This window comes from Magnetospira thiophila (assembly GCF_054657015.1).
This window is the reverse complement of the sequence record NZ_BAAHXF010000002.1, coordinates 385,384-409,681: the sequence shown is the minus strand read 5'-3', so window position 1 is coordinate 409,681 and position 24,298 is coordinate 385,384. Positions and strand designations below refer to the sequence as shown.

At 60.6% G+C, this 24,298-nt stretch carries 21 protein-coding genes and 1 tRNA gene; 7 read left to right on the top strand and 15 right to left on the bottom strand.

Features of this window, described 5'->3' with window-relative positions:
* Window positions 1-6: 6 nt before the first annotated feature.
* On the top strand, window positions 7-288 hold the full coding sequence (locus ACYQ1P_RS11535) for a hypothetical protein (RefSeq protein WP_460020503.1): 282 nt from the start codon (window positions 7-9) through the stop codon (window positions 286-288).
* Between the two features lie 6 nt (window positions 289-294).
* Here the strand turns inward: ACYQ1P_RS11535 and ACYQ1P_RS11530 are convergent, their stop codons facing one another.
* Window positions 295-1,233, bottom strand: coding sequence for a transglycosylase SLT domain-containing protein (locus ACYQ1P_RS11530; protein ID WP_460020502.1), 939 nt, complete (start codon window positions 1,231-1,233; stop codon window positions 295-297).
* A gap of 626 nt (window positions 1,234-1,859) precedes the next feature.
* Between ACYQ1P_RS11530 and ACYQ1P_RS11525 the strand changes: the two genes are divergently transcribed.
* A complete protein-coding gene (locus ACYQ1P_RS11525) occupies window positions 1,860-4,007 on the top strand; it encodes a PAS domain-containing sensor histidine kinase (protein WP_460020501.1) in 2,148 nt (715 codons plus the stop codon).
* Between the two features lie 119 nt (window positions 4,008-4,126).
* On the opposite strand, the gene ACYQ1P_RS11520 is transcribed toward ACYQ1P_RS11525, so the two are convergent.
* The 6 genes from ACYQ1P_RS11520 to ACYQ1P_RS11495 form a co-directional block, all read right to left on the bottom strand.
* Window positions 4,127-4,202: transfer RNA gene (locus tag ACYQ1P_RS11520), tRNA-Glu, on the bottom strand.
* Window positions 4,203-4,248: 46 nt separating this feature from the next.
* Complete coding sequence (recJ, locus tag ACYQ1P_RS11515; RefSeq protein ID WP_460020500.1) at window positions 4,249-6,066, bottom strand: single-stranded-DNA-specific exonuclease RecJ; 1,818 nt, start codon at window positions 6,064-6,066, stop codon at window positions 4,249-4,251.
* Window positions 6,059-7,051, bottom strand: coding sequence for a class II fructose-bisphosphatase (gene glpX, locus ACYQ1P_RS11510; RefSeq protein ID WP_460020499.1), 993 nt, complete (start codon window positions 7,049-7,051; stop codon window positions 6,059-6,061). The genes recJ and glpX overlap by 8 nt, the downstream gene beginning before the upstream one ends.
* A gap of 21 nt (window positions 7,052-7,072) precedes the next feature.
* Window positions 7,073-8,365, bottom strand: coding sequence for a homoserine dehydrogenase (locus tag ACYQ1P_RS11505; RefSeq protein ID WP_460020498.1), 1,293 nt, complete (start codon window positions 8,363-8,365; stop codon window positions 7,073-7,075).
* A gap of 35 nt (window positions 8,366-8,400) precedes the next feature.
* Entirely contained in the window at window positions 8,401-9,630 is a 1,230-nt protein-coding gene (locus ACYQ1P_RS11500) for an LL-diaminopimelate aminotransferase (RefSeq protein WP_460021640.1), read from the bottom strand.
* Between the two features lie 133 nt (window positions 9,631-9,763).
* Complete coding sequence (locus ACYQ1P_RS11495; RefSeq protein ID WP_460020497.1) at window positions 9,764-10,801, bottom strand: OmpA family protein; 1,038 nt, start codon at window positions 10,799-10,801, stop codon at window positions 9,764-9,766.
* 224 nt (window positions 10,802-11,025) lie between these two features.
* Between ACYQ1P_RS11495 and ACYQ1P_RS11490 the strand changes: the two genes are divergently transcribed.
* On the top strand, window positions 11,026-12,825 hold the full coding sequence (locus ACYQ1P_RS11490) for a PHA/PHB synthase family protein (RefSeq protein WP_460020496.1): 1,800 nt from the start codon (window positions 11,026-11,028) through the stop codon (window positions 12,823-12,825).
* Window positions 12,826-12,878: 53 nt separating this feature from the next.
* On the opposite strand, the gene ACYQ1P_RS11485 is transcribed toward ACYQ1P_RS11490, so the two are convergent.
* On the bottom strand, window positions 12,879-13,595 hold the full coding sequence (locus ACYQ1P_RS11485) for a transglutaminase-like cysteine peptidase (RefSeq protein WP_460020495.1): 717 nt from the start codon (window positions 13,593-13,595) through the stop codon (window positions 12,879-12,881).
* Between the two features lie 140 nt (window positions 13,596-13,735).
* Between ACYQ1P_RS11485 and ACYQ1P_RS11480 the strand changes: the two genes are divergently transcribed.
* Window positions 13,736-15,847 carry an HD domain-containing phosphohydrolase gene (locus tag ACYQ1P_RS11480; protein ID WP_460020494.1) on the top strand — a complete coding sequence of 704 codons (2,112 nt, stop codon included), beginning with the start codon at window positions 13,736-13,738 and terminating at the stop codon, window positions 15,845-15,847.
* On the opposite strand, the gene ACYQ1P_RS11475 is transcribed toward ACYQ1P_RS11480, so the two are convergent.
* From ACYQ1P_RS11475 to ACYQ1P_RS11460, 4 genes are all read right to left on the bottom strand, one after another.
* Entirely contained in the window at window positions 15,844-16,506 is a 663-nt protein-coding gene (locus tag ACYQ1P_RS11475; RefSeq protein WP_460020493.1) for a hypothetical protein, read from the bottom strand. The two genes, ACYQ1P_RS11480 and ACYQ1P_RS11475, sit on opposite strands and share 4 nt — an antisense overlap.
* Window positions 16,507-16,549: 43 nt before the next feature.
* A complete protein-coding gene (locus ACYQ1P_RS11470) occupies window positions 16,550-17,239 on the bottom strand; it encodes a YkgJ family cysteine cluster protein (protein ID WP_460020492.1) in 690 nt (229 codons plus the stop codon).
* A gap of 180 nt (window positions 17,240-17,419) precedes the next feature.
* Entirely contained in the window at window positions 17,420-17,971 is a 552-nt protein-coding gene (locus tag ACYQ1P_RS11465; protein WP_460020491.1) for a phasin family protein, read from the bottom strand.
* A 199-nt stretch (window positions 17,972-18,170) separates the two neighbouring features.
* Window positions 18,171-18,848, bottom strand: a complete 678-nt coding sequence (locus ACYQ1P_RS11460) for a hypothetical protein (protein WP_460020490.1) — start codon at window positions 18,846-18,848, stop codon at window positions 18,171-18,173.
* A gap of 182 nt (window positions 18,849-19,030) precedes the next feature.
* On the opposite strand from ACYQ1P_RS11460, the gene ACYQ1P_RS11455 reads away from it, so the two are divergent.
* On the top strand, window positions 19,031-20,212 hold the full coding sequence (locus ACYQ1P_RS11455) for a serine hydrolase (RefSeq protein WP_460020489.1): 1,182 nt from the start codon (window positions 19,031-19,033) through the stop codon (window positions 20,210-20,212).
* Here the strand turns inward: ACYQ1P_RS11455 and ACYQ1P_RS11450 are convergent, their stop codons facing one another.
* Together ACYQ1P_RS11450 and ACYQ1P_RS11445 are read right to left on the bottom strand one after the other, a co-directional pair.
* Window positions 20,213-20,776 (bottom strand): TadE/TadG family type IV pilus assembly protein, encoded by a 564-nt coding sequence (locus tag ACYQ1P_RS11450; protein ID WP_460020488.1) that lies wholly within the window; start codon window positions 20,774-20,776, stop codon window positions 20,213-20,215.
* Window positions 20,773-21,360, bottom strand: a complete 588-nt coding sequence (locus tag ACYQ1P_RS11445; RefSeq protein WP_460020487.1) for a TadE/TadG family type IV pilus assembly protein — start codon at window positions 21,358-21,360, stop codon at window positions 20,773-20,775. Before ACYQ1P_RS11445 ends, ACYQ1P_RS11450 begins: the two co-directional genes overlap by 4 nt.
* 171 nt (window positions 21,361-21,531) lie before the next feature.
* Here ACYQ1P_RS11445 and ACYQ1P_RS11440 point away from each other — a divergent pair, with 171 nt between their 5' ends.
* Complete coding sequence (locus tag ACYQ1P_RS11440; protein WP_460020486.1) at window positions 21,532-22,377, top strand: fumarylacetoacetate hydrolase family protein; 846 nt, start codon at window positions 21,532-21,534, stop codon at window positions 22,375-22,377.
* Between the two features lies 1 nt (window position 22,378).
* Here ACYQ1P_RS11440 and otnI read toward each other — a convergent pair whose 3' ends face one another.
* Window positions 22,379-23,170, bottom strand: coding sequence for a 2-oxo-tetronate isomerase (otnI, locus tag ACYQ1P_RS11435; protein WP_460020485.1), 792 nt, complete (start codon window positions 23,168-23,170; stop codon window positions 22,379-22,381).
* Window positions 23,171-23,262: 92 nt separating this feature from the next.
* Here otnI and ACYQ1P_RS11430 point away from each other — a divergent pair, with 92 nt between their 5' ends.
* The gene (locus tag ACYQ1P_RS11430; RefSeq protein WP_460020484.1) at window positions 23,263-24,105 is read left to right on the top strand and encodes a phosphodiesterase; all 843 of its coding nucleotides are present in this window, start codon (window positions 23,263-23,265) and stop codon (window positions 24,103-24,105) included.
* Window positions 24,106-24,298: the final 193 nt, after the last annotated feature.

Sequence of the window (24,298 nt, the reverse complement as noted above, 5' to 3'; positions counted from 1 at the left end):
GGTGCCTTGACAAAATCTCTTATGGTCATCGCCGGGGTGATGGTCATCAGCACCTTTGCCGTCGCCCTGTGGGTGATGCTTTCCATGGCCCGCAACATGGACAGCATGGCCCAGGACATGGGACTGATGGCGCAACGCATGGAAATCCTGGCGGCCAGTGTCCCGGCGATGGGCGTTACCATGACCGAAATGGCGGTCGATATTCACGCCATGCAGGGCAATATGCAGAAGATGAACCCCCTGCAAGGCGGCGCGCCCCTGCAGATGTTCAATCCAATGAAGCCTTAGTCTTTCCTATTCGAGACCTTTGCCCGCCCGCCACTTGGCAAGCTGCGCGATCCGGCGCTGCTCGTAGGCCTGGGCTTTCTGCTCCGGGGTTAGCCGCGCAAGGGTGCCGCGCAGTTGCTGCTGATTGCGCGCCATCTGCATGGCGGCCAGTACGGTGAACGGCTGCTGGTCGCGCATGTGGCGCCATAGATCGAGCTGTTCGCCCCGTTTCTCCGCCCCCTTGAGCGGCTTCTCGGCCAGCCGTTTGGCCCGGAACGCCTTGTTCAACTGATCCATGCGCGCCACGTCGATCTCCGCCGGAGCCGGGATGATTTTCGGCGTCGGGGTCGGCGTCGGGGTCGGCGTCGGCAGAGCCATGACGGTTTCAGTCACCCCCTGTTCACCCCCGTGCAGATCGTTCCAGGTTTCCAAGACCTTGGTCCGATAGGGAGTGCCCCGTTGCCACCGGGCGGAATGGTAATCCCCGGCCGCCTCGACCCAGGATTGGGAGCGATCCTTCAACTGGCCCAGAAATTTTGCCGCGTAGGCCACATTGGCCGCCGGATCGAAGGCTTCTTCCAGGGACTTGAAGGCTTCGGAGTGGTACATCAGGTTGACCTGCATGCAGCCCACGTCGATGCTCTCGATACCCTCTTCGCGCAGTGCCCGAACCTTGGCGATGGCGGCCGCCTTGCTGGGCAGGAAATACCCCTTTCCCGCCGCATTGATGGTCCAGGGCCAGGCAGTTGTTGCCGTCCCATTGTCCCGGCTGCGCCCGGATTCGACCAGGGAGATGGCCGTCAACAGATGCTCCGGCACCCCATCCTGACGTTCCCGTGCCGCTGTTTGTCGGGCGCAGACCTGCCAATTGGCGTTGCTTTCCCAGGCACTCGGCGCCGCCCAGGCCCCGGAAAACAAAACCGGGAACAAGGTCAAGATACCGACAAGGAGCAGAAATAATCTCATGTTTCGCCTGGGCAGGGGGTGAGAATCGCAATACCCAACAAGCAATTTCCGTGCCAAAAGCAAACAAGAAAACACAGACCAGGGTCACACCCGCCCCCTGCACATTTTTATTGTGCAGATGCGGCAAAACCGATAGATTGTGCGTTGCAGCATTGGTTCGGGTTCATGACCCTCCCCCCGATGTTGTATTCTTGAACGTTTCCTCCCTGCACTTGGGCCGCCCCTCACCGGGCGGCCATTTTTTTGGGCAGGACATCTAAGCCAGCTTCAATTCTCAGGCCGGATCATGGGACAGGAAACGCCGTGTCGTTGCCAAGGTCGAATAGCATCCCGGCGAGTTGTAACCTCGCGTCAGCTTCGTCGTCACCAATCCGAGCCGCCCTGCGGAACGGATCGTTGTCGGATTACGCTATGTGCATCGACCCAGTGGATCAGAGGCTGGTCATGCACTCACCTTCATCTGTGACAACCAATGGAAGTAGACTAACTTCTGGGGCTACCTCTATTGTTTGCATGGGCCAAGACTGAGATGGTGTATAATACTCTTTAGAGGCCGCAACTCATTTCACGAGGTGGTGTGCCTAGTGTCGTAGTCGGCGACTACCGAATAGGAGGCTGGCGTAACCTTGTCCGTCGTTGCCCAAATGCGACAAAAACTTATTAGAATGGCCGTTGCTGTTGGGGTGACTCTGCTCGCTGTATCCCTTATTTTCCTATGGTTCTTGCATTTGCTGGCGTTTGAAGAACGCCGCGATAGGTTAGGCGAAATGGCCTACAACTTGGCAAGCCTTGCCGGATCCATCGCCAAATTCGACCTTCATGCCCTAGGGGATGCTGAAGTCGCCTGGAACGCCACGGTGGCGCAACTGCGTGCCGGTTTCAATCCGGTACTCACCAAGCATATGGAGGTCGTTTTAGCGCGCCGCGTGGAGCAGCAGATCGAATTTGTCTGGCGTCAAAAGTCCAAAACTGGGGATAGCCTTAAAACCGTCAATTGGGATTCAATTTTGGCTGGCCCAATGCATCGCGCCTTGGATGGCCAATCAGGCGTGATCGTCTCCATTGATTATGATGGCCGCGAAGTGTTGGCCGCTTATGCCCCGGTCCCTTTGCTTGGCCTAGGGCTTGTACTTAAGGAAGACCTCTCTACAATCAGAGAGCCCTATTTATACGTCGGCATGCTCATTCTATGTACCGGCTTTGTTTTATTTATTCTTGGCCGATTTGGCTTTTCTAAATTTATCGCTCCCATCGTTGATGTGCTTTCCAATAGCGAGCAAAAGTTCCGCGACCTAGTGGTAAATTCCCCGGACATTATCTGGGAGATCGATGCTGAAGGGAGTTATTCTTATATCTGTCCCCGCTGCGAAGACATCCTTGGTTACGCTCCGGATGAACTGATCGGCAAAACCCCGTTTTTCCACATGTCACCCGAAGAAGCGGAGAGGGTTGGAGCCATTTTTGGGCTGCTCGTCGCTGAAGGACTGCCCTTCCACAGCCTGCGGAACACTTGCCGTCACAAGGATGGACACGAGGTCATACTGGAAAGCAGCGGAAACCCGCTGTTCGATCAATCGGGCGTGATAATCGGTTATCGCGGCGTGGGCAGAGACATTACGGACCAAAGGGAGCTTGAAAAATCGATCGCGGACCGCGAGGAAGAGCTGCGTATGGTTTTGGCCTCTACAAGTGATGGCATCTACGTTGTTGATATCGATGGGATCTGCACACTTGCCAATCCTGCTGCGGCCCAACTGTTAGGTTACGATGGTCCGGAGAACCTGGTTGGCCAACCCATGCATGAGCTTATCCACCAAGTCAGGCAAGATGGGACAGAGGTTCATAAATCAGAATGCCGATTACTTCAGGCCGTGCGAGAAGGGCGTTCCCACATCGTTGAGGATGAGGTTTTTTGGAAGGCAGATGGCAGGCCTATTCGGGTGCGCTCCACGGTGCATCCGATTGAGAAGCATGGGATCATTATCGGTGGGGTCGCTTCATTTATCGACCTTACGGACCGCATTGAAGTCGAGAAAGCAACTCGTCAGACACAGAAAATGGATGCCCTGGGCACCCTCGCAGGTGGCATAGCCCATGATGTGAACAATATGCTGTTGCCGATCATTGCTCTGACCGGGCTAACCTTAAAGCAACTCCCTGCTGAAAGTCGCGACAAAGTTCGGCTTGAGAAGGTGCTTGAAGCCGCCAATAGTGCCAAGCGCCTAATATCTCAGATTTTAGCGTTCAGTCGAAAAGAAGAATCAGAACCAACGTTGCTGCCAATTGTTGTCAACAATGTGGTTCGGAAGGCTGTGACACTGTTGGAGTCTACGCTTCCTTCATCCGTAGAGTTGGAGGCAGCGTATGATGCAACGGAAAGAAAGGCTATGCTGGACCAGTCACAAATGGAAACCGTACTGATCAACTTGGCGACTAATGCCGTTGATGCGATGGCAGGAAATGTCGGCAAGATCTGTTTTGCGATTAAACCGATCACCGTAGCGCCAATACACAAGAAGTGGTCGACGGATCTTCTGCCAGGAAAGTACGTAATGATCTCGGTTTCCGATACGGGATGTGGGATGTCCGAAGAAGTCCAACAGCGCCTGTTCGACCCTTTTTTCACCACCAAGGCAGTGGGTGAAGGAACCGGCCTCGGTCTATCAATGGTTTACGGTATCATCGACAAACACAATGGCAAAATCTTTGTCGATAGTGCGCCTGGAAAAGGCTCAACATTTGAGATTGTCCTCCCTGAAGCCATTGGCAATTAACTCTTCAGGCCCTATGGGCAAACATCCTTTGTCGGTTTTTCCAAAAGGAAGCTCTTGCCAACGCCGTCGGCAAGCCGGTCCAAACCTTGAAAAATGGAGTTCCCACTTTTGTGGGAGAATGGCGACCCCTACGGGATTCGAACCCGTGTTGCCGCCGTGAAAGGGCGGTGTCCTAGGCCTCTAGACGAAGGGGTCGTAGAGGGCTGACTTCATAGCGGCGAACGGCGAGGGAATCAAGCCTTTAACGTGAGGAATTTATCGCTGCCGGGGCGCCGTCGTCGATTAGGAACTGTACATGGTCGCCGCCACGCCAATGATCGCGGCGCAGGTGCCCGGCCAGATGGAAGGCCGCGCCTTGGTGATGCAGCAGGGCCTGGCCCAAATCCGTGTCCACGGAGCGGAAGGCCATGGCATTCAGACGCCCCCCTTCTCCGGCTCCGGTGAGGGTGCAACGCAGATGATTCTCGCCGACGATTTTGGTCTGGGTGAGCAGCACGTTGGTCAGCACGAAACGCGGTTCCGGATTGCCGGCCCCGAACGGCGCGGCGCGTTCGATGGCACCGAGGGTCCCGCCATGCGCCGCAGCGACGCTCAACAGGGCATCGCAGCGCAGGCGGGGGACCAGCCCCCCGACCTGCACGCCTTTGGCGAGGCGGTCGGCCAGGAACGCAATAAAGTCGGTCAGTCCAGCGCGAGACAGGGTGACCCCCGCCGCCATGGCATGACCGCCGCCCTTGAGGATCAGGTCGCTCTGACGGGCCGCGATGACCGCCGCGCCGAGATCCACCCCGGGCACCGACCGACCGGAGCCGGTGGCCGTCTCACCATCCAGGGCCAGCACGCAGGCCGGTCGGTTGTAACGCTCGCATAAACGGCTGGCGACGATCCCCACCACGCCGGGATGCCAGCCTTCCCCGGAGGCGGTCACCAGGGCCGGGAACAAATGCCGATCCGGATCGTTCTCCACCTGCATCAGCGCCTGATCCAGCACCGCCGCCTCGATGTTGCGGCGTTCCTGATTAAGGCTGTCCAGTTGACGGGCCAGATCGCGGGCCTCGGCGGGATCATCGCTCCACAGCAGCCGCGCCCCCAGATCGGACTTGCCCACCCGTCCGCCTGCGTTGACCCGGGGCCCAAGCAGATATCCGGCATGATAGGTGCCCGGCTGTTGGTCCATGTTGGCCACGTCGGCCAGGGCGCTTAAACCAACATTGCCGCGCCCGGCCATGACTTTCAGACCCTGGGTGACGAAGGCCCGATTGAGACCGAGCAGCGGCACCACATCACAAACCGTGCCCAGGGCGACCAGATCCAGCAGCCCCTTGAGGTCGGGCTCCCGACGCCCCTCTCCATACCAGCCCCGTTCCCGCAGCAATCGATTCAGCGCCACAACGAACAGAAACGTCACCCCGACCGCCGCCAGATGCCCCTGCCCCGGCGTCTGGTCCAGCCGGTTGGGGTTGATGAAGGCCCGCGCCTGGGGCAACCGGGGTTCGACCGCATGATGATCGACCACGATCACGTCCAGCCCCACCCCGGCGGCCTGATCCAGCGCCTCGAAGGCGGTGCTACCGCAATCCACGGTGACCACCACCGACACGCCCTCCGCATGCAGACGGCGCAGGGCCGGGCCGTTGGGGCCATAGCCTTCGTTCAAACGATCCGGCACATAGAGCCGCACCGAAGCGCCGACGGCACGCAGGAAGCGACCGAGCACGGCGGCCGAGGTCGCCCCGTCCACATCGTAGTCGCCGAAAATGCCAATGGTCTGTTGATGTTCGAGGGCCTCGGCCAACCGTTCGGCACCCCGGGTCATATCCTGGAAGCTGTCCGGGTCGGGCATCAGGTCGCGTAATGTCGGGTCGAGAAAAGAGGCGGCATTTTCAAGATCAACGCCCCGCGCCGCCAGCACCCGTCCGGCCAATTCGGGCAGCGCGAAACGTTGCGCCAGAGCCAGGGCCAGACGATCATCGGACGGTTGCAGGTGCCAGAATTTACCGCGCAAGGAGCGGCTGACGCCCAATAGGGCCAAGGAAGAGTCCGTGGTGCCGTCAGACACCGGAGATCAGCGCCCCGTCGGCGTCCAATTGATGGCGCGAATTAAGATAACGCAGGGTCTTGGTCGAGCTGCGAATGACCAGGGAATGGGTTTGCGCCTGCCTCCCGGTACGCTGCACGCCCGTCAACAAGGTGCCCCGCGTGACCCCGGTGGCGGCGAACAGAATATCGCCATGGGCCATATCTTCGGCCGTATACTTGCGGTTCGGATCGGCAATGTCCAAGGCCCGGGCCTTGGCGTGATCTTCGTTGGTGCGCAGCAACAGCCGCCCCTGCATCTGACCGCCGACTCCGCTCAGCGCCGCCGCCGCAAGCACCCCTTGGGCGGCGCCGCCGATACCCATGTACATATCGACACCGCTTTTCGGTTCGAGGGTCGCCAGAATACCGCTCACATCGCCATCGGCAATCAGCATCACCCGGGCCCCGGCCTCGCGAACCCGCCAGATCCGTTCCTCATGGCGCGGTCGGTCGAGGATGCAGACCGTCAGGTCTCCAACCTGCCCGCCCCGAGCCTCGGCCAGATGCCGCAAATTCACTTCCGGTTCCGCGTCCAGATCGACAATGCCCTCGGGCAATCCCGGCCCGACGGCGATTTTCTCCATATAAACATCGGGAACGGCCAGAAAACCGCCTTCATTGGTCATCGCCATCACCGACAGGGCATTGGCTGTCCCCTTGGCGCAGGCGGTGATGCCTTCCAGCGGCGTCAGGGCCACATCGACCCGCAATGTCCCGCCGGCCCCGACCCGGTCCCCCGGACAGATGGCGGCCAAATGACCGTCGCCGAATTCCCCGATCACCACACGGCCTTCGAGTTCCATCTGCGACAGGGCCTTGCACATGGCCGTCGCCGCCGCGCCGTCGGCGGCCTGCTCGTCGCCCCGCCCCATCCAGGCGGCGGCGGCCAAGGCGGCGGCCTCGGTCACATGAACCGTCACCACAGCCAGATTGCGGGGACCTCCGAGGGAATGGGCCTTATCCATGCTGTGGCCTTTCGCCTGGAATCAGAAGGTTTCGATACGGATCATGCGCGGCGGCTCGACCACATGGGGTAGCGCCTCAATGGCCGCCAAAGCACCAGCCATGGACGATTCACGGGTCTCGTGCAGGGTCATCACCAGCGATACCGGCTCATCCGGATTGCGGCCATGTTGCAGCACCGATTCCATGGAGACTTGGTGGTCGCGCAGCACGGCGGCAATATCCGCCATTACCCCGGGCTTGTCGAGCACGGTGATGCGCACGTAGTAGGCCCCCTCGTGCTCGCCCATGGGACGGGTCGGTCGATGCGCCAGATCCTTGAGCGGCACCCCGAAGGTCGGCAGACGCAGCCCCCGGGCAATGTCGGCGATATCCGCCACCACCGCCGAGGCGGTCGGTTTTTCACCCGCTCCGCGCCCCACATGCATGGTGGTATCGACGAAATCCCCGTGCGCCACCACCGCATTGAACACGCCTTCGACCGCCGCGATGGGGGCCGACCGCTCGACCATGCAGGGATGCACCCGTTGTTCCACGCCGTCGGCGGTTTGACTGGCCACACCGAGCAGTTTGATGCGATAGCCCAATTCATCGGCGAAACGGATATCCAGCGCCGAGACATGACGGATGCCTTCCACATGCACCCCCTTGAAATCCAACGCGCAGCCGAAGGCGACCGACGTCAGGATGGCCAGCTTGTGGGCCGTGTCCACGCCGTCCACGTCGAAGCTCGGATCGGCCTCGGCGTAGCCCAGTTCCTGCGCCTCGCGCAACACATCGTCGAATTCCCGTCCGGTCTCGCGCATGGTGGTCAGGATGTAGTTGCAGGTGCCGTTCAGGATGCCGTAGACGCGGGTATAGGCATTGCCGACCATGCCTTCGCGGATCGCCTTGATGATCGGGATGCCCCCGGCCACGGCGGCCTCATAGGCCAGCTGCACGCCCCTCGACTCGGCCAACTCGGCCAGTGCCATGCCGTGATGGGCGATTAGCGCCTTGTTGGCGGTCACCACATGTTTGCCCGAGGCCAACGCGGTCTCGACCAGGCGCTTGGCGATACCGTCGGAGCCGCCGATCAGTTCCACCACCACGTCCAGATCCGGCGACTCGGCCAGGGCCAGGGCATCGTCATACCAAGTCACCCCATCCAGCATCGCGCCAAGATGGCGAGATTTGTCGCGCTCGGCCACGGCGGCCAGACGGAGCGGCCGTCCACAACGGGCCGCCAGCAGGGCCGCGTTCTCGGTCAGCAGCTTGACCGTACCGCCGCCGACCGTCCCCAGACCGGCAACCCCCACACGCAAAGGATGACTCATCAATGTGTTCCCCACTCTGTCGTTTTTCGGCACCCTCAGCCCGCCGCCAGGGCGCGCCGTTTTTCAGCCGCTTCGAGGGCGTGATCATAGGACCCCAGGAAGGTCTTGATGCTGCGGATGGCCTGCCGGGTGCGGTGCTTGTTCTCGACCAACCCGATGCGCACGAATCCATCTCCGTGCTCACCGAAACCGATGCCCGGAGCCACCGCCACCGAAGCCTCGCTGAGCAGCAGCTTGGAAAACCCGATCGACCCCAGATGGGCAAACGCCGGCGGAATCGGTGCCCAGGCAAACATGGTCGCCTCGGGAGTCGGAATCTCCCATCCGGCCTGCGCCAAGCCCTCGACCAGCACATCGCGGCGTTCCCGGTACAGGGTGCGGATTTCATCGACGCAATCCTGCGGCCCGTTGAGCGCCGCCGCCGCCGCCACCTGGATCGGCGTGAAGGCCCCGTAATCCAGGTAGGACTTGATGCGGGTCAGGGCGGAAATCAGCTTCTTGTTGCCGACCGCGAAGCCGATCCGCCAGCCGGGCATGTTGTAGGTCTTGCTCATGGAGGTGAATTCCACGGCGATATCCCGCGCTCCCGGCACTTCCAGGATCGACGGTGGTGGCGTGGTGTCGAAATAAATTTCCGAATAGGCGAGATCGGACAAAATCCAGATTTCATGGTGGCGGCAGAAATCCACCACCCGGGCATAGAAATCAAGATCGACCAGTTCCGCCGTCGGGTTGTTGGGGTAGTTCAGGACCACCGCCGTCGGCTTGGGCACGCTATGGATCACCGCCCGCTCCAGGGCCTGGAAAAAGGCCTCGTCTGGACGCACGGGGATGTTGCGCACCGCCGCTCCGGCGATGATGAAACCGAACTGATGGATCGGATAGCTGGGATTGGGCACCAGAATCACGTCGCCGGGACTGGTGATGGCCGAAGCCAGATTGGCCAGCCCTTCCTTCGAGCCCAGGGTAACGATGGCTTCGGTTTCCGGGTTGATCTCCACATTCCAGCGGCGCGCATAGTAGCTGGACAATGCCTTGCGCAGGCCGGGAATGCCGCGCGAGTTGGAATAGCGGTGGGTGCGTCCGTCCTGCACCGTTTCGATCAGTTTGTCGACGATATGCTTCGGCGTCGGCTGGTCCGGATTGCCCATGCCGAAATCGATGATGTCCGCGCCAGCGGCCCGGGCCTTGGCCTTCATCGCGTTGACTTCGGCAAAGACATAAGGGGGAAGCCGCCTGATGCGGTGAAACTCCTGGTCCATCATCATAAAGTACTCGATCATCTAGGCCCCGGCCCGGGCGGAATATCGACCGTGGCTGGGGTGGTTAAGGGCTGCGGCGCGGCGCGTCAAGCGCCACGTCTCAAACCCGGAAAAGAACCCGCCCGAGGGGCCGGGGTCAGCGCAGGAAATAGATCTCCGTACGCCGGTTTCCGGCTTCGCCAGCCGGCATGACCTCAAAGAAGCGCGGCTCGTGATCTGCCACCGCCGCGGTTTGCACCAGGGACTCGGCGGCTCCCAAACGCACCAGTTCCCGGGCCACCGTGTCGGCCCGCTGCGAGGACATGTCCAGATTCACCATCTTGTGGCGAACCGGCTCCATGTCGCGGGTGCGGCTGCTGGCATGACCAACCACGCGGACCACGCCGCCATGCTCCTTATGCAAGGCCACCACCTGACGCAGGATATGGCGATCCTGACCGCTCAATTGCGACGATCCGTCTTGGAACTGGATTGTGGCGACTTTGAGGGCGTTGCCCGGCATGAAGTTCTGACGATCAACGGCGGTCAAGGTGTCTTGGCCATAAGCCTGAGGCTCCATGAAAGGCGATTGCAGACCGGTGCCGGAAATCACCACCGGACCGGCCATGGTCGGATCATAGATCCCGGCGGCGAACGCCGCCTGCCCCGGACGGGACGGCATCATGGCCCCGGCCTGGGCTTCCGAGGTCACCACCTGCATGGGCTGCGGCCGCGGACCAAGCCACGGCATCGGCGGCACCGGTTGGGCAGGCTCCATGGGGGACACGGCCACCGGGGCTGGCGCGGCGGAAGCCATGGGCATCGGCGCGACCGGCATGGGCGCGGCCATCACCGGGCTGGTCGGCGCGGCCATCGGCGCGGGAGCCTGGGCCATGGGGATCTCGTCGGAGGTCTCGTCCTGGCGGGTGATGCTGTTCGCCGCATAGCGGTTGCGCGCATTGTCGGCCCGCAGGCCCTCGGCGATTTGCGCCCGTTCCTCGGCTGCGGTCGCCTGCAATGCCTCGGGGGTATCGGCCACCGATGGGTAATCCCGGTCGCCGCCCGGCGCATCCTGGACCTCGGCCGTTCCGTCGTCATCGAACCAATCCGGCATCCAGGAACTGGAACAGCCCCCCAATGCCAACGGCGAAAGAAGTGTCACCACGGCGCTTGATTTCAAAAATTTGTTCATCATCCGCTTGCCTTTGCCCTGCCTACTGCATGATCATAGAACATGAGCCGTCGATAAAAAGCTCCGATTCCATTTTCAAGCCTGAAGAAATTCCGTTAAAACTATACAAACAGCGCAAAAAAATAAACGCTGCTGAACAGACCGGACGAATATGGGCCGGGCGGGGAGTATCCAAGGCGAACCATTTTGCCGTTCGCCGTGGCGTCTTAGCGGGAAAGGGAGTCCCAATGTCCGACAATCAAGCCAGCCAACCGACCACACCGGACCCCGGTGAAGTCACTAAAATCATGAGCGATATCGCCGAGCGCAGTCAGCGTTTGGTATCTGATTTTCTCGCCCGTCAGGCGACCGACGGCAGCCCCGGCAACCTGGACCCGCTGAATATCGGCCAGGCGTTCATGGAAATGACCACCAAAATGATGGCCGACCCGGCCAAGCTGATGCAGGCTCAGATGAATTTGTGGCAGGACTATATGGCCCTGTGGCAGAGCACCACCCGCCGCATGCTGGGCCAGGACGTCGAACCGGTGGCGACTCCGGCCCGCGATGACCGGCGCTTCCGTGACGAGTCCTGGTCGGATAACGAAGTCTTCGATTACATCAAGCAATCCTACCTGCTGACCTCGCGCTGGATGCAGGCTGTTGTGGGTGATGTGGAAGGCCTCGACGACAAGACCAAGCACAAGGTCGAATTTTACACCAAGCTGTTCACCGACGCCCTGTCGCCGACCAATTTCGCGGCGACCAATCCAGAAGTCCTGCGCGCCACGGCGGACAGCGGCGGCGAGAACCTGCTCAAGGGTTTGCAGCACATGCTCGAAGACCTGGAGCGGGGCAAGGGTCAACTGCGCATTTCCATGACCGACTACGATGCCTTCAAGGTGGGCGAAAATGTCGCCAACACCCCGGGCAAGGTGGTCTTTCAGAACGACATGATGCAACTTTTGCAATATACGCCCACCACGGAAGAGGTGCAGAAATCGCCGCTGCTGATCGTCCCGCCATGGATCAACAAGTTTTACATCATGGACTTGCGGGCCAAGAACTCGATGATCAAATGGTTTGTCGATCAGGGTCTGACGGTGTTCGTCATTTCCTGGATCAATCCCGACGAGCGCCACAAGGACAAGGATTTCACCAACTATATGCTCGAAGGCCCGATCACCGCGCTCGACGCCATCAAGGAGGCCACCGGCGAAGAACAGGTCAACGCCATCGGCTATTGCATCGGCGGCACCCTGATGGCCGGAACCCTGGCCTATATGGAAGCCAAGAACGACAAGCGCATTAAATCCTGTACCTATTTCACCACCATGATCGACTTCGCCGAACCGGGCGATCTCGGCGTCTTCATCGACGAGAAACTGCTTGCCGGAATCGACGAGGCCATGGCTGAAAAAGGCTATCTGGACGGCGCCGAAATGGCCCAGACCTTCAACCTGTTGCGGTCCAACGATCTGATCTGGTCGTTCGTCATCAACAACTATTTGATGGGCAAGGACCCGTTCCCGTTCGATCTGCTGTACTGGAATTCGGACTCGACCCGGCTGCCGCAGACCATGCACAGCTACTATCTGCGCAACATGTACCTGGAGAATAAGTTCATCCAACCAGGAGCCCTGGAATTCGGTGGCGTCCCCATCGACCTGCGGACCATCACCGTCCCCTCCTACGTACTCTCAGCCCAGGAAGACCATATTTCGCCCTGGAAATCCAACTATGTGGCGACCCAGACCTATGCCGGTCCGGTCAAGTTCGTGCTCGCCGGTTCGGGCCATATCGCCGGGGTGATCAATCCGCCCGCAGCCAACAAATATTTCCACTTCACCAAGCCGGGAAAAGCCCCCAAAGACCCAGACAAATGGCTCGAAGGGGCCAAGCGCAACGAGGGGTCCTGGTGGCCGGACTGGCTCAAGTGGGTGACCAAATACGGGGCCGGCACGGTGCCCGCCCGGATACCCGGCGACGGCAAATTGAGCGTCCTGGAAGACGCGCCGGGTTCCTATGTCAAGGCCCGCCTCGACTAAAGTCAATGCCGTTCAAAAAACAGTCACGGGACTCCGGCAACGGGGTCCCGTTTCTATTCAGTCGGCCCGGGTTTTCTCAGAAGCTTGATTTGCGGCGACTTGTTACTGGAGGCTGCGCTTCCCCTGTGTCGCCACCAGTTTTGTTCATTGATCGAGAAAATCGGCTCGTAATGGAGGATGCGACGGGAATCGACGACCAGCGAGATCTGGTTGTCGAGAATCATGAATTGGCCTTCAAATTCGACCGCCAGAACGGCATGCAGGGCATCCAGGTTCAAATCGCGCAGGACGACGATGCGCATTTTCTCGGTCGGCCAGCCCAGGGCCCGCAGGGTCAGGTATTTGGCGATGGCATAATCCTCGCAGTCTCCGAACTTGTTGAAGAATTCCTGTGGGATGGCCCAATAGTCCTTGCTCCCCCAGTTGATCGGATCGACCACGTATTTGTATTTATTGAGAAAGCCATTGACCTTGTTGAGCTGTTGAAGCCCCGAAAGTTCTTTCGCCTCGTCCATCATCTTGAACCAGAAGGAATAGCGACATTCCGGGGTGCCGAGATCGGCACAGTCCCCTTCCAGTTTCTGCTTTTCGGCAAAGTAGCGGTCTAAGGTGCCGGTCCATTTGGGAAACGGCTTGAGGTCCGTGGAGACCGTTTCCGTACTGCCGAACAGCGCGGGAGTCGCAAAAGCTTGCGCGACGGCACAGGACAGCGAGGCTGCGACCCCCAGCGCCGCCAACCTCACAATCCACCCCAAGCTGGCAAACCTCATCGCCCCATCCTCGGTCCGTCCGACGAAACTCATCTTGAATTATAGGCAGTTGAACGGGAAAATGAACGCCGCTTCGCGAGGATCACCGCACCGGGGGCATCCGTGAAGTCACCGACCGCCATCCGAAAGGGGATCGATCCATGACTGAAACCGTTTCCGCACCCTCGCGGTCCGGCGGCACCCGCGCCGGGGTTTTTGTCGTCGGAGCCCTGGGATTGCTGGCCGTCTTGATGGTGGTCGGCCTGTTTGCCGTCAACAGGTTCATTGATCAGGAGCGGCAGCGGGATATCCAGGCCTGGCAGGTCCGTCTGGGGCTGATTGCCGACTCGCGCGCGGCGGCGGTGCAAAAATGGCTGGATTCGCATTTCGATCTCATGCGCGGTCTGGCAGAAAACGCCTCCCTGCAACTGTACATGACGGAAATGACCGGGACGACCAACGCTCAACCCGAGGCCGAATATTTGCAGAGTTTGTTGCTGGTCACCGCGCAACAAGGTGGCTTTCTGGCCGAGACTCCCGGCCTCGCGGTGCGCGCCAACGTGGCCCGGACGGGACAGGCGGGAATCGCCCTGACCGATGCCGAGGGGATCTATCTGGCCGCCACCCAGGACATGCCGCCGATGACGCCCCGACTGCGGGCGGCCATGGACGAGGCGGCACAGGGTCACCCGGTCCTGATCGACATTTACCAAGCCCCCGCCGGGCCGAGTCTCGGATTCGTGGTCCCCGTCTATGGTATTCAGGAGGAGGCCGCTTCGGCCAACAACCTGGGTTTCGTGGTCGGCATCAAGCGGCTCGGTTCGGACCTGTACGATGCCCTGGTGCAGCCCGGCGACGCCTCCACCAGCAGCGAGACGTTGCTGGTGCGCCGGAATGGCAACCTGATCGACTACCTGTCGGCCCTGAGTGATGGCACGCCGCCGCTGAAGCGCCAACTGGCTGCCGACACGCCCGATCTGGCCGCCGCCTTCGTGCTCCGGGAGCCGGGCGGTTTTGGTGAATATCGGGACTACGCCCAGACCCCGGTGCTGGTCACCGGACGCGCCATCTCCGGCACCCCCTGGGTGGTCCTGCGCAAGATCGCCAGCTCCGAGGCCCTGTCGGCCACCGACAGCCGCTTGCAGACCATGCTGGTGGTATTTGTCCTGTTGATCGTCGGCCTGGGCGTGGCGGTGATTGCCGTGTGGCGGCACGGCACCTCGGTGCGCACCGCCCGCGCCCTGGAGGAGATGAGCGTCGCCCTGGAGCGTTTCCAGAATTTCTCCAAATTCCTGACCGTGGTCACCGATGGCCATCCGGCGATGATCGCCGCCGTGTCCGGGGAAACCAAGTATACCTTCGCCAACCGCTGGCTGGCGGAGACGGCGGGCATTTCCAAGGAAGACGTGCTCGGCAAGACCATGGCCTCGGTGATCGGCCCCATGAAAGCGCGCCAACTGGAACCGATCAACGATCACGTCTTGAAGCATTTCGAGCCCCTGACCAAGACCCTGACCTTCGAGGAAGAGGGCGGGCAGCGCCGCATCTATCACGGCTATTTCCTGCCGTTGCGGGGTGACCGGGATTATCCACCCGCCGTGCTGCAAATTCTCCAGGACATCACCGAGGTGGTGGACGAACGGGAAAAACGCGAACACACCATGCGCAGGCTGGTCACCACCCTGGTCACCCTGGTCGATCGTCGCGACCCCTACTCCGCCCATCAGTCGGCGCGGGTGGCCGAGGTGGCGCGTCTCATCGCCGAGGAAATGGGCGAGTCCGACGACATGGTGCGCACGGTCGATCTGGCCGGCAATCTGATGAACCTGGGCAAGGTGCTGGTGCCGCCGGAGTTGCTCACCAAGACCGGTCGCCTGAGCGACGACGAAGTGCTGAAAATCCGTGAATCCATGCTCAGCAGCGCCGACCTGCTCGATGGACTGGATTTCGACGTGCCGGTGGGCACGGTGGTCCGCGACCTGCAAGAGAAATGGGACGGCTCCGGCTATCCGGCGGGCAAGCAGGGGGTGGAAATTCACCCCGGTGCCCGCATCATCGCTGTCGCCAATGCCTTCGTCGGCATGGTCAGCCCCCGGGCCTACCGGGAAGCCATTCCCCTGGACCGGGCGGTCACCATCCTGCGCGAGGGCGTCGCCGTCGCCTATGACCGACGACCGGTTTCAGCCCTGGGCAATGTGTTGGACAATCGGGGCGGCCGCGAGGCGCTGGCCCATTACATGGAGCGGCCGACGGATATTCCAGAGGAGGCTTAGACGCTGGGTCGGTCGGCGTTGGTCATGCGGGCCTGAACGGCGGCGATCAGGTAGTCTTCCACATCATGCAGGCGGCCCCCGGTGAGTAGATCCACCGGACGCCCCTCCAGATTGCCATTGGACTCCATGAGCCAGGCCCGGCGCTGTTCGGCGGTCTGGGTGAAGCCGACCAGCGCCCGATGAATGCTGACCACGGACTTCAGTTGGTTCATCACCGAGGCCGTCATGGTGCTCGGCAGTTCCAGGCGCCAATCGGCCAGAACTTCCCCCGCGACGCCGATCATTTGCGTCTGCTCGTCACGGGAAATCCCCAGATCATCCACCGCTTCGTGGAAATATTGCACGAACTGTTGCAGCCCGACCCGTTGCCACAGAGCCTTGCGCTCCGCTTCCACCAGACATTCATAGAGCGGCGAATGGGCCCGCAGCAGGCCGCCAGCGGGGCTGTTGGACAGAACCTCCGGGGCGATCCGCTCCAGCCCCCCCGCCAACAGTTCGGCCCAGCGGTCCCAGGTGCTGGCGTAGGTGGCCTGCCGTTGCCGCAGCTTGTCCAATTCCTCCCGCGCCCGCCGCAGCAGATTGGGGGTTTCGACCATCTGGTGGAGCAGGACCCTGTGGAAATGCAGCGTCTGCGCTTCGGAGAACATGAAATCAGCCATGGGAGAAATGTAGGTACGCCGGATGGAATGTCAAAAAAAAAGCTCACCCCCGTCGTGATGCGGCCTGCCCGAAGGCATGACGACCGGCCAGCCAGTCCGCCAGGGGAGCCGGTCCAGACAAGGCAATATCCAAGGCCGGAGCCAAATCCAGAAGCTGGGTCTCGTAGCCCATCTCCTCCAGTTCCAGTCCTATGACATTAATGGAAAGCTGGGCGATTTTCTGAGTATGGATATAGCCGAAAACCGACACCCGGGCCGCGCAGGTCCCGGCATCGAAGGAGGTGAAGCCACGACAGACAAACGGTCGAACCGCATAGGCGATACAGCGATTCTCAACCAGCATCGGACAGGAAAATAGATCTTTTGCCTTCCGTTCGGCAGCCTGGGTCTTGGCTTTGACGCACGCCCTCAGAAGCACTTTCAGATCACCAATTTGCACATCGGAATAATGGGACCGCATGAAGGCGGCCATCACCAGTACCTCCAGGGGAGACAGATTGACCTCGTTCCACGAGCAGCAAAACGCGCAGCCCGGCGCACAGGCCAACAGTCTGGGGGGCGGCTGGTGCCGACCGACTTCCGCATGCAAGGCGTCGGTCAATTTGAGAATCACTTCATAGAGATCGGTCAGACTCGCGGCATCGCGAAACCTCAATGCGGCAAGATGAATCACCCGACGCAGGGACTCCGTCATGGGCTCCTCGTAGTCGGCGCGATCCGTTTTTTCGATCAAGCTGTTGCTCGCACCTGTGGGAAACGGGACAGGCCAACCCGGAGGACTGGCAGGATACGCCATCTACGCCATTTGGATAGCCCCCATCTTACGGCACAACGAAAAACGCCCGGCGGAAGAGTCACAGGGACGTCTCCACCGGGCGCAGTTTGGAACCTAAACGCGGAAGGATGAGGTCGTTCAGGCGCCGAAAGGCTTACCGAAAGCGGCCAGGGTCGCATTGGCCCGCTCGGCCAACGGCGCGAAAGCCTGTTCCGTCACACGAACCGACATTTCGGCCAATTTGCGGCTGTCGGCCAACAGGGATTCATAGCTGCTCCGGGTCACGGAAGCTTGCAGGTCGACCAGTTCCTTGACGTCCTTGCAGGCAAACAACGCCTTGGTGTTGGCCAAATTCCCGTCCATGGCGGTCTGTGCCATCTTCATGCATTCCTGGGCCACCTGCTGGCTGCCCTTGACGAAGATATTGGAGGCGACGATCCAGGCCTGAAGCTGGGCCTGACCGAATGTCATCATATCTTCATAGCCCTTGACGGCCTCACCTTGCATCTTGCTGGCGTTATCGACGCCTTCCTTGGTCATGGCGACGGCTTTTTCATAGGACTTGGCGGCCACGTCGGTGCCGGCCTTGACCACAACTTCGACGGTTTCCTTGCTCACGGCAACGGCTTCCTCGACCTGATTGGCCGGGGTTGGCGGAACGAGGACGGCGGCTTTTTTCACGGCAGGCATGGGACTCTCCCTGAAATTCGGATCCAATCAGATAATGGTGCAGTGCAGCATCCGTCATCAGACTTATCCCTGAAATGGCACGCTGTCAATATATTTTTGTGCACCGCACAATCAATTATTAATTACCATAAATATAATTTTTCAATGTGTTGCATAAGCTTTATCAGTGAAATTTTTCTATATATCGCACATGCGATATTCACAAGCCCTGCCCCAGAGTCCACAGTCCATTTTGGCCGATGCGCAGTCTGAACCGGGCGTTGGGATCAATTCCCCGCTTGGCCTTTTCCTGAATGTCGGGAATCGGTGGATGGGGCAAGGCGACGGCAATATCGGTAAAATCCCAGCCCCACAACAGGTCGTCGAAGGCAAGGGACTGAAAGCGTTCCGAAGGCCACAGAAACGCATTGAATTGATAGGTGCCGTCCAGGCACCGCCCGGTGATCCAGTAGAATTGCTCGGAGGTCATCTCCAATCCTTCCGGGGCCGGGCCGGAGTCCCAGGCGGCGCGGAGACGCTGCACATCCTCCGGCCGCAGTTCCACCTGAGCCGATTGGCCTTTCCAAGGCGCCATGAGATCCGTCGCTCCCGTCTCGACCGAAATCTGCGCCACGGTGGCCGGGCCGAACACATGGATCGACAACCGCCCGCCGCCATCGGGCCGCACTTCCAGGTCATAGGTCCGAACCTGGTTCTCATAATCGGCATTGTAAACAAAGCGATAGACTTCCTGACCCGAGCCGCAGGCGGGCCGCAGATCCTCGCCGTTCAGGTATCCGAACCACCCCAGCTTGCGGGACAGGGGATTGTCCAGATCCGCCGTCACACAGCCCGACACCACAAAGGCCAATATCAAGATTACGGACGGCAGCTTCATCTTTTTCATCCGGTTAACAATTTCTTCAAGAGCCTCAAGGCTACAATGGGTCAGGCCAAACCCCAAGGGGAAAGCCTGGGCATGGATCAGGATTCGTTGGACTTGACTCCAGCGCTCCCCTAGACTTCAGGGGCCGTTCCACCCTTCACAATGCGAAACGACATGACATCGAGGCGTGGAATATGATGGATTTGGAGGCACGTGTGATCGGTCGCTTGATCGGACTTCTGACCCTGATCGCCCTGGGCACCCTGCTGCTGGTCCCCACGCCGGCGGCGGCGAAGTATGCCTCCCTGGTCATCGAGGCCGACAGCGGTCGGGTCCTGCATTCGACCAATGCCGATACCCGCAACTACCCTGCCTCGCTGACCAAGCTGATGACTCTCTATATCCTGTTCGAGCGCCTGGAACAGGGTAAATTGCGTCTCAACAGTCCCTTCACGATGACCCGGCGCGCCTCTCGCCAGCCGCCCTCGCGGCTTGGGCTGGCGGCGGGTCATACCCTGACCGTCGATCAGGTCATCCGGGCCCTGGTGGTCAAATCGGCCAACGATATTGCCGCCGCCGTCGCCGACAACATTTCGGGCAACCCCAAGGCGTTCGCCAACTTGATGACCGAGACCGCCCATCGCATCGGCATGAGCAACTCCAATTTCCGCAACTCCTCAGGATTGCCCCACCGGGCGCAGATGAGCACGGCGCGGGACATGGCCACCCTGGCCCGCCGCATCATGATCGACTTTCCGCAGTTCTATCATTATTTCAGCCTTGAGGAGTTCACCTTTCAGGGCAAGACCCATCGCACCCATAACAAACTGCTGAAAAAATATGTCGGCATGGATGGACTGAAAACCGGCTATATCTCGGCCTCCGGGTTCAATCTGGTGACCTCGGCCGTGCGAGGCAACAAACGGTTGATCGGAGTGGTGTTCGGCGGTCGCACCGCCAAGGCCCGTGATCAGCATATGGCCCAGTTGCTGGACAAGGGCTTTGCCCGCCTCGGCATCGGCAAGGACGAACCGCAAGTGGCCGCCGCTCAGCCCCGCCCCCGGTCCGCCCCGCCGACCAAATCCAGCCGCGCCTCGCAGGACCAATGGGGCATCCAGGTCGGAGCCTATGCCGCCCACAGTCCGGCTCGGGACATGGCCGTCAAAGCCATCGAGAAAGCCCCCACGCTGCTCTCCAAGGGTCGCATCGCCGTGGTGCCACTGCGCAAATCCAACGGTCGCGTGCTCTACCGGGCGCGTATCGTCGGCCTCGACAAGACCACCGCCTACGCCGCCTGCCGGGCTCTCGAGCGCCGCAAAATGGATTGCATGGAATTGCGGGTCAAGACCGGCGTCCAGGTGGCCGCCGCGCCTTGATTACGGTGTATAGGCAATGACATTGGTGAAGCGCGGACGGAACAGCGCCGAATTGTAGAGCTGTACGTTACCGACCACCCCTTCCACCAGATCGCCGCCCATGAACATCGGCGTATAGTCGTAGAAAACCTCTGCGACGACGACGCTTTCCCCGCTTTCGATGGCGAATCCACTCGGCAGAACCGCGCTGCCGCCCGCCGTCCCGAAGCGGCTGCCGCCCGTCCCTCCGCCATAGGTGCGCTGCCAGGCCACGGTCGCCCCGCCGGCATTTCCAACGAGGGAGGAGACGATCACCTGCCCGTCCGTATTGATGTCGAACGGTTCCATCACGAAGTCTCCAGCGACGAACAGATTGTCCACTTCGGCTCCGGTCAGGGTTTCGGCCTGTGAGACCAGATCGGCGACGGTCATGGTGGTGCGTTCGATTTTCTGATTGAGCAGCACATATCGGGTGATCTCGACGCCGGACAGAATGAGTCCCAACAACAACGGAATGGCAAAGGCGATTTCCACGGCCAGCACGCCGCGTCGATCGGCGACGAACTTTTCCCAAGAGCCGGTCATGTTCCACTCCCGATGCCGGTATCCCAGGGCTCGTTGCGCACCACCAAAGAGGCCCCGATGTCCAACTGACCACCGGTCCCGATGAATTGGGTCGCCAGCGGGGTCCAGACCGACCAGGGATAGGTGATTCGATAGACTACGATCTCCCCGGAGCCGCCGACCCCGGCCGTGCCCACGTCGTCGTCCCAGGCCCCGTTGCCGTTCTCGTCGGTGAACGTCTCCCCGGCATCGAAGGCGCCGTTGCCGTTGCCGTCCACATAACTCTCGGCGCGACCGATATCGGCAAAGCCCGGATAGACCATCACCTCCACCTGGGCCTGGGCCATATCCAGCAAATTCAGGGTCCGCTGGTCGATGATCTCCATGATCCGGTCCAAGCGACTGCCCGTGGTCGGTTCCTGGCCGGTGATGCCGAAGCGCGCCGCCTCGCGCAGGCCGCTTTCCATCAAGGTGGTGGTCAACATGATGGTGCCGAATTCAATGGCCCCGATGCTCATGGTGATCAAAATGGGAGCCGCGAAGGCGAATTCCATTACCGTTGAGCCACATTGGCTGCCTCTGAACCGCTGGAAAATATCACGCATCAGTTTAGACCTTATTTTTATTTGATGACGAGATCATCAAGATCATTTTATTCTAAACATAATGCACTTTACATTTATTTATATTTCGGCAAATTTATATAAAGTTTTATAGACCTTGATCCCCCCAACCCCTTCGGCTAAAGAAATCCCACACAAATATGGAGCCGCCCCATGCGTTTGGTACGATATGGCCCCCCCGGGACCGAGCGTCCCGGCCTGCTGGACCCTCACGACGTGCTGCGCGATTTGTCGGCCCATGTGCCGGACATTGCTGGGGATGTGCTGTCCCGGAAGGGGCTGGCCCGGTTGGCGGCGCTCGACCCGAGCAGTCTCCCCGAGGTGCAGGGCGCTCGGCGACTGGGGCCGCCGGTGGGCGGTGTGGAGAAGATCCTCGGCATCGGCTTGAATTACGCCGACCATGCGGCGGAAACCGGGCTCCCCATTCCCACGTCGCCGCCGGTGTTTTTCAAATCCCCCACTGCCCTGAACGGTCCCGACGACCCGGTCATTCACCCTCCGGGCTCCAAAAGGATGGATTGGGAAGTGGAACTGGCGGTGATCATCGGCGAGCGCGCGGCCTACGTCAAAGAGTCGGCGGCCCTGGATTATGTGGCGGGTTACGCGGTGGGCAACGACATCTCCGAACGGGATTATCAGTTGAACAGCGGCGGCCAATGGAGCAAGGGCAAGGGCTGCGATACGTTCGCGCCGTTGGGTCCCTGGCTGTGCACGACAGACGAAGTGGCCGACCCGCAGAACCTGGATCTGTGGCTGGAGGTCAACGGCGAACGGATGCAGAGCGGCAATACCCGCACCATGATCTTCAGCGTCGCCCAACTGATCGCCGACCTCAGCCGTCACATGACGCTGATGCCCGGCGACGTGATCTATACCGGCACCCCGCCGGGTGTCGGCATGGGCCGCAAACCGCCGCAGTTTCTGCAACCGGGCGACCGCCTGCGACTGGGAGTCGCTGGATTAGGGGAACAGACTCAAGTGGTGATCGCGCGTCCGTAGGTCACGCCGCGTGACCGATTCCATAGGCCCGCGCCCAGCCCAGGCCTTCCTGGGTGCCGTGGCGCGGCTGATATTCGCAGCCGACCCAACCGCTGTAGTTGAGTTGGTCCAACAACGCGAACAGGCGGTCAAAATCCAGGTCCGCATTGTCCGGCTCGTGACGGTCCGGCACCCCGGCCACCTGGATATGGCGGATCCGCCGCAGATGACGGCGCAGCACGTCCTCGGGCTGCTCGGCCATGTGCAGGGCATGATAGATGTCATATTGCATATATAGGCTGCTTGACCCGACGGCTTGCAGCGCCTCCAGGGCATAGGTAGTGGAGGACAGAAGATAACCGGGCACGTCGGTTTCGTTGATCGGTTCGAGCATGATTTCGACGCCAGTGCCTTCGACCAGCCCTGCCGTCCAGAACAGATTCTCAAGATAGGTCTGCCAGTAGCGTTGCCGCGACTCGCCCTCGGGCACCCGTCCGGCCAGCAGATGCAAGCGGCGGCATCCGATTTCCGCCGCATAATCCAGCGCCATATGCATGCCGTCGCGGAACGCCTGGCGCCGTCCGGGCAGAGCCGCCAATCCGCGCTCGCCGCTCTGCCAATCCCCGGCCGGGGTATTGATCAGAACCTGGGTCAATCCGTTGGCATCAAGCCGCTCGCGCAGGTCCTGGACATGCCAGGCGTAGGGAAACAGGCACTCGACGGCCCAGAACCCGGCCTCGGCGGCGGCATCGAAACGCTCCAAAAAAGGCAACTCGGAAAACATCCAGGAAATGTTGGCAGCGAATCGCGGCATCGGATTTCTCCAAAAACAGGGTTTGTTCGACCTTGCGTATCGGCTATGTAACACCAACTTTTCAACTTTGGCTGTGATGGCGGTCTCACCCCATGCTGATTGTACAAATTTCCGACCTACACCTGCGCACCGACGGCGTGCCGATCAAAGATCTGGTCAATGCGGAAGCGGCCCTGGCCGCCTGCGTCGATCATATCCAACATCTGACGCCGACCCCGAACATTGTCCTGGTTACCGGCGATCTGGTGCAAAAGGACGCCCCGGAGCTCAATTACCGGGAGGTGCACCATATCCTCGATGACCTGCCCTGTCCCTGGGTGGCCATTCCGGGCAATCACGACGAACGGGTACCCATGCGCGAGATTCTGTCTCCCGGCGGCCATGTGCCCGCCGAGGGGACGTTCTTGCATCAGGTCATCGAGACCTACCCGCTGCGGCTGATCGGCCTGGATACCAAGCGTGACGACGCCAATGAGGGCCGACTCTGCGCCGAACGGCTGGACTGGCTGAAGGCCCGCCTGGACGAACAGCCCGACCGCCCGACCCTGATTTTCATGCATCATCCGCCGTTTGCCACCGGGGTCGAATTCCTCGACGGCCATTTTCACAAGTTCGAGGGGGCGGCAGAACTCAAAACCCTGCTCAAGGGCTACAGCAACATCGCCGGTGTCATCTGCGGCCATGTGCATCGGCAGGTGCAGACCTGTTTCGCCGGTACCTTAGCCACCGTCGCCCCGGGCGTTCAGTTCCAGATGGGCCTGGACTTCTCCCCCGGCGCCCAATCGAGTCTGGTGCTCGAACCCTCCTCCGTCGCCCTCTACCACTGGTCCGAGACCGGCGGCCTGGTCGCTCACCTCAGCCCCATCGGCGACTTCGGCCCGCGCTATCCCATTGATACGAAAGCACGGGGGATTATGCTGACGCTGGGGATGTGAGGCGCAATGGCACAGCAAGCGGGTGTGGTTGGCTTCGTTCAGTGGCGCGTCGCTGAAATACCGCGCCATGCGCCGAATAGGACAACCTCATGCTGAGGAAGCCCGACGATCTGACTCGAAGTATGGGGTTATGTTTTTCACCCCCCAGACAACCCTGCGCCCATCTGGTGACGTCTCCGGAATCCTGGAAACC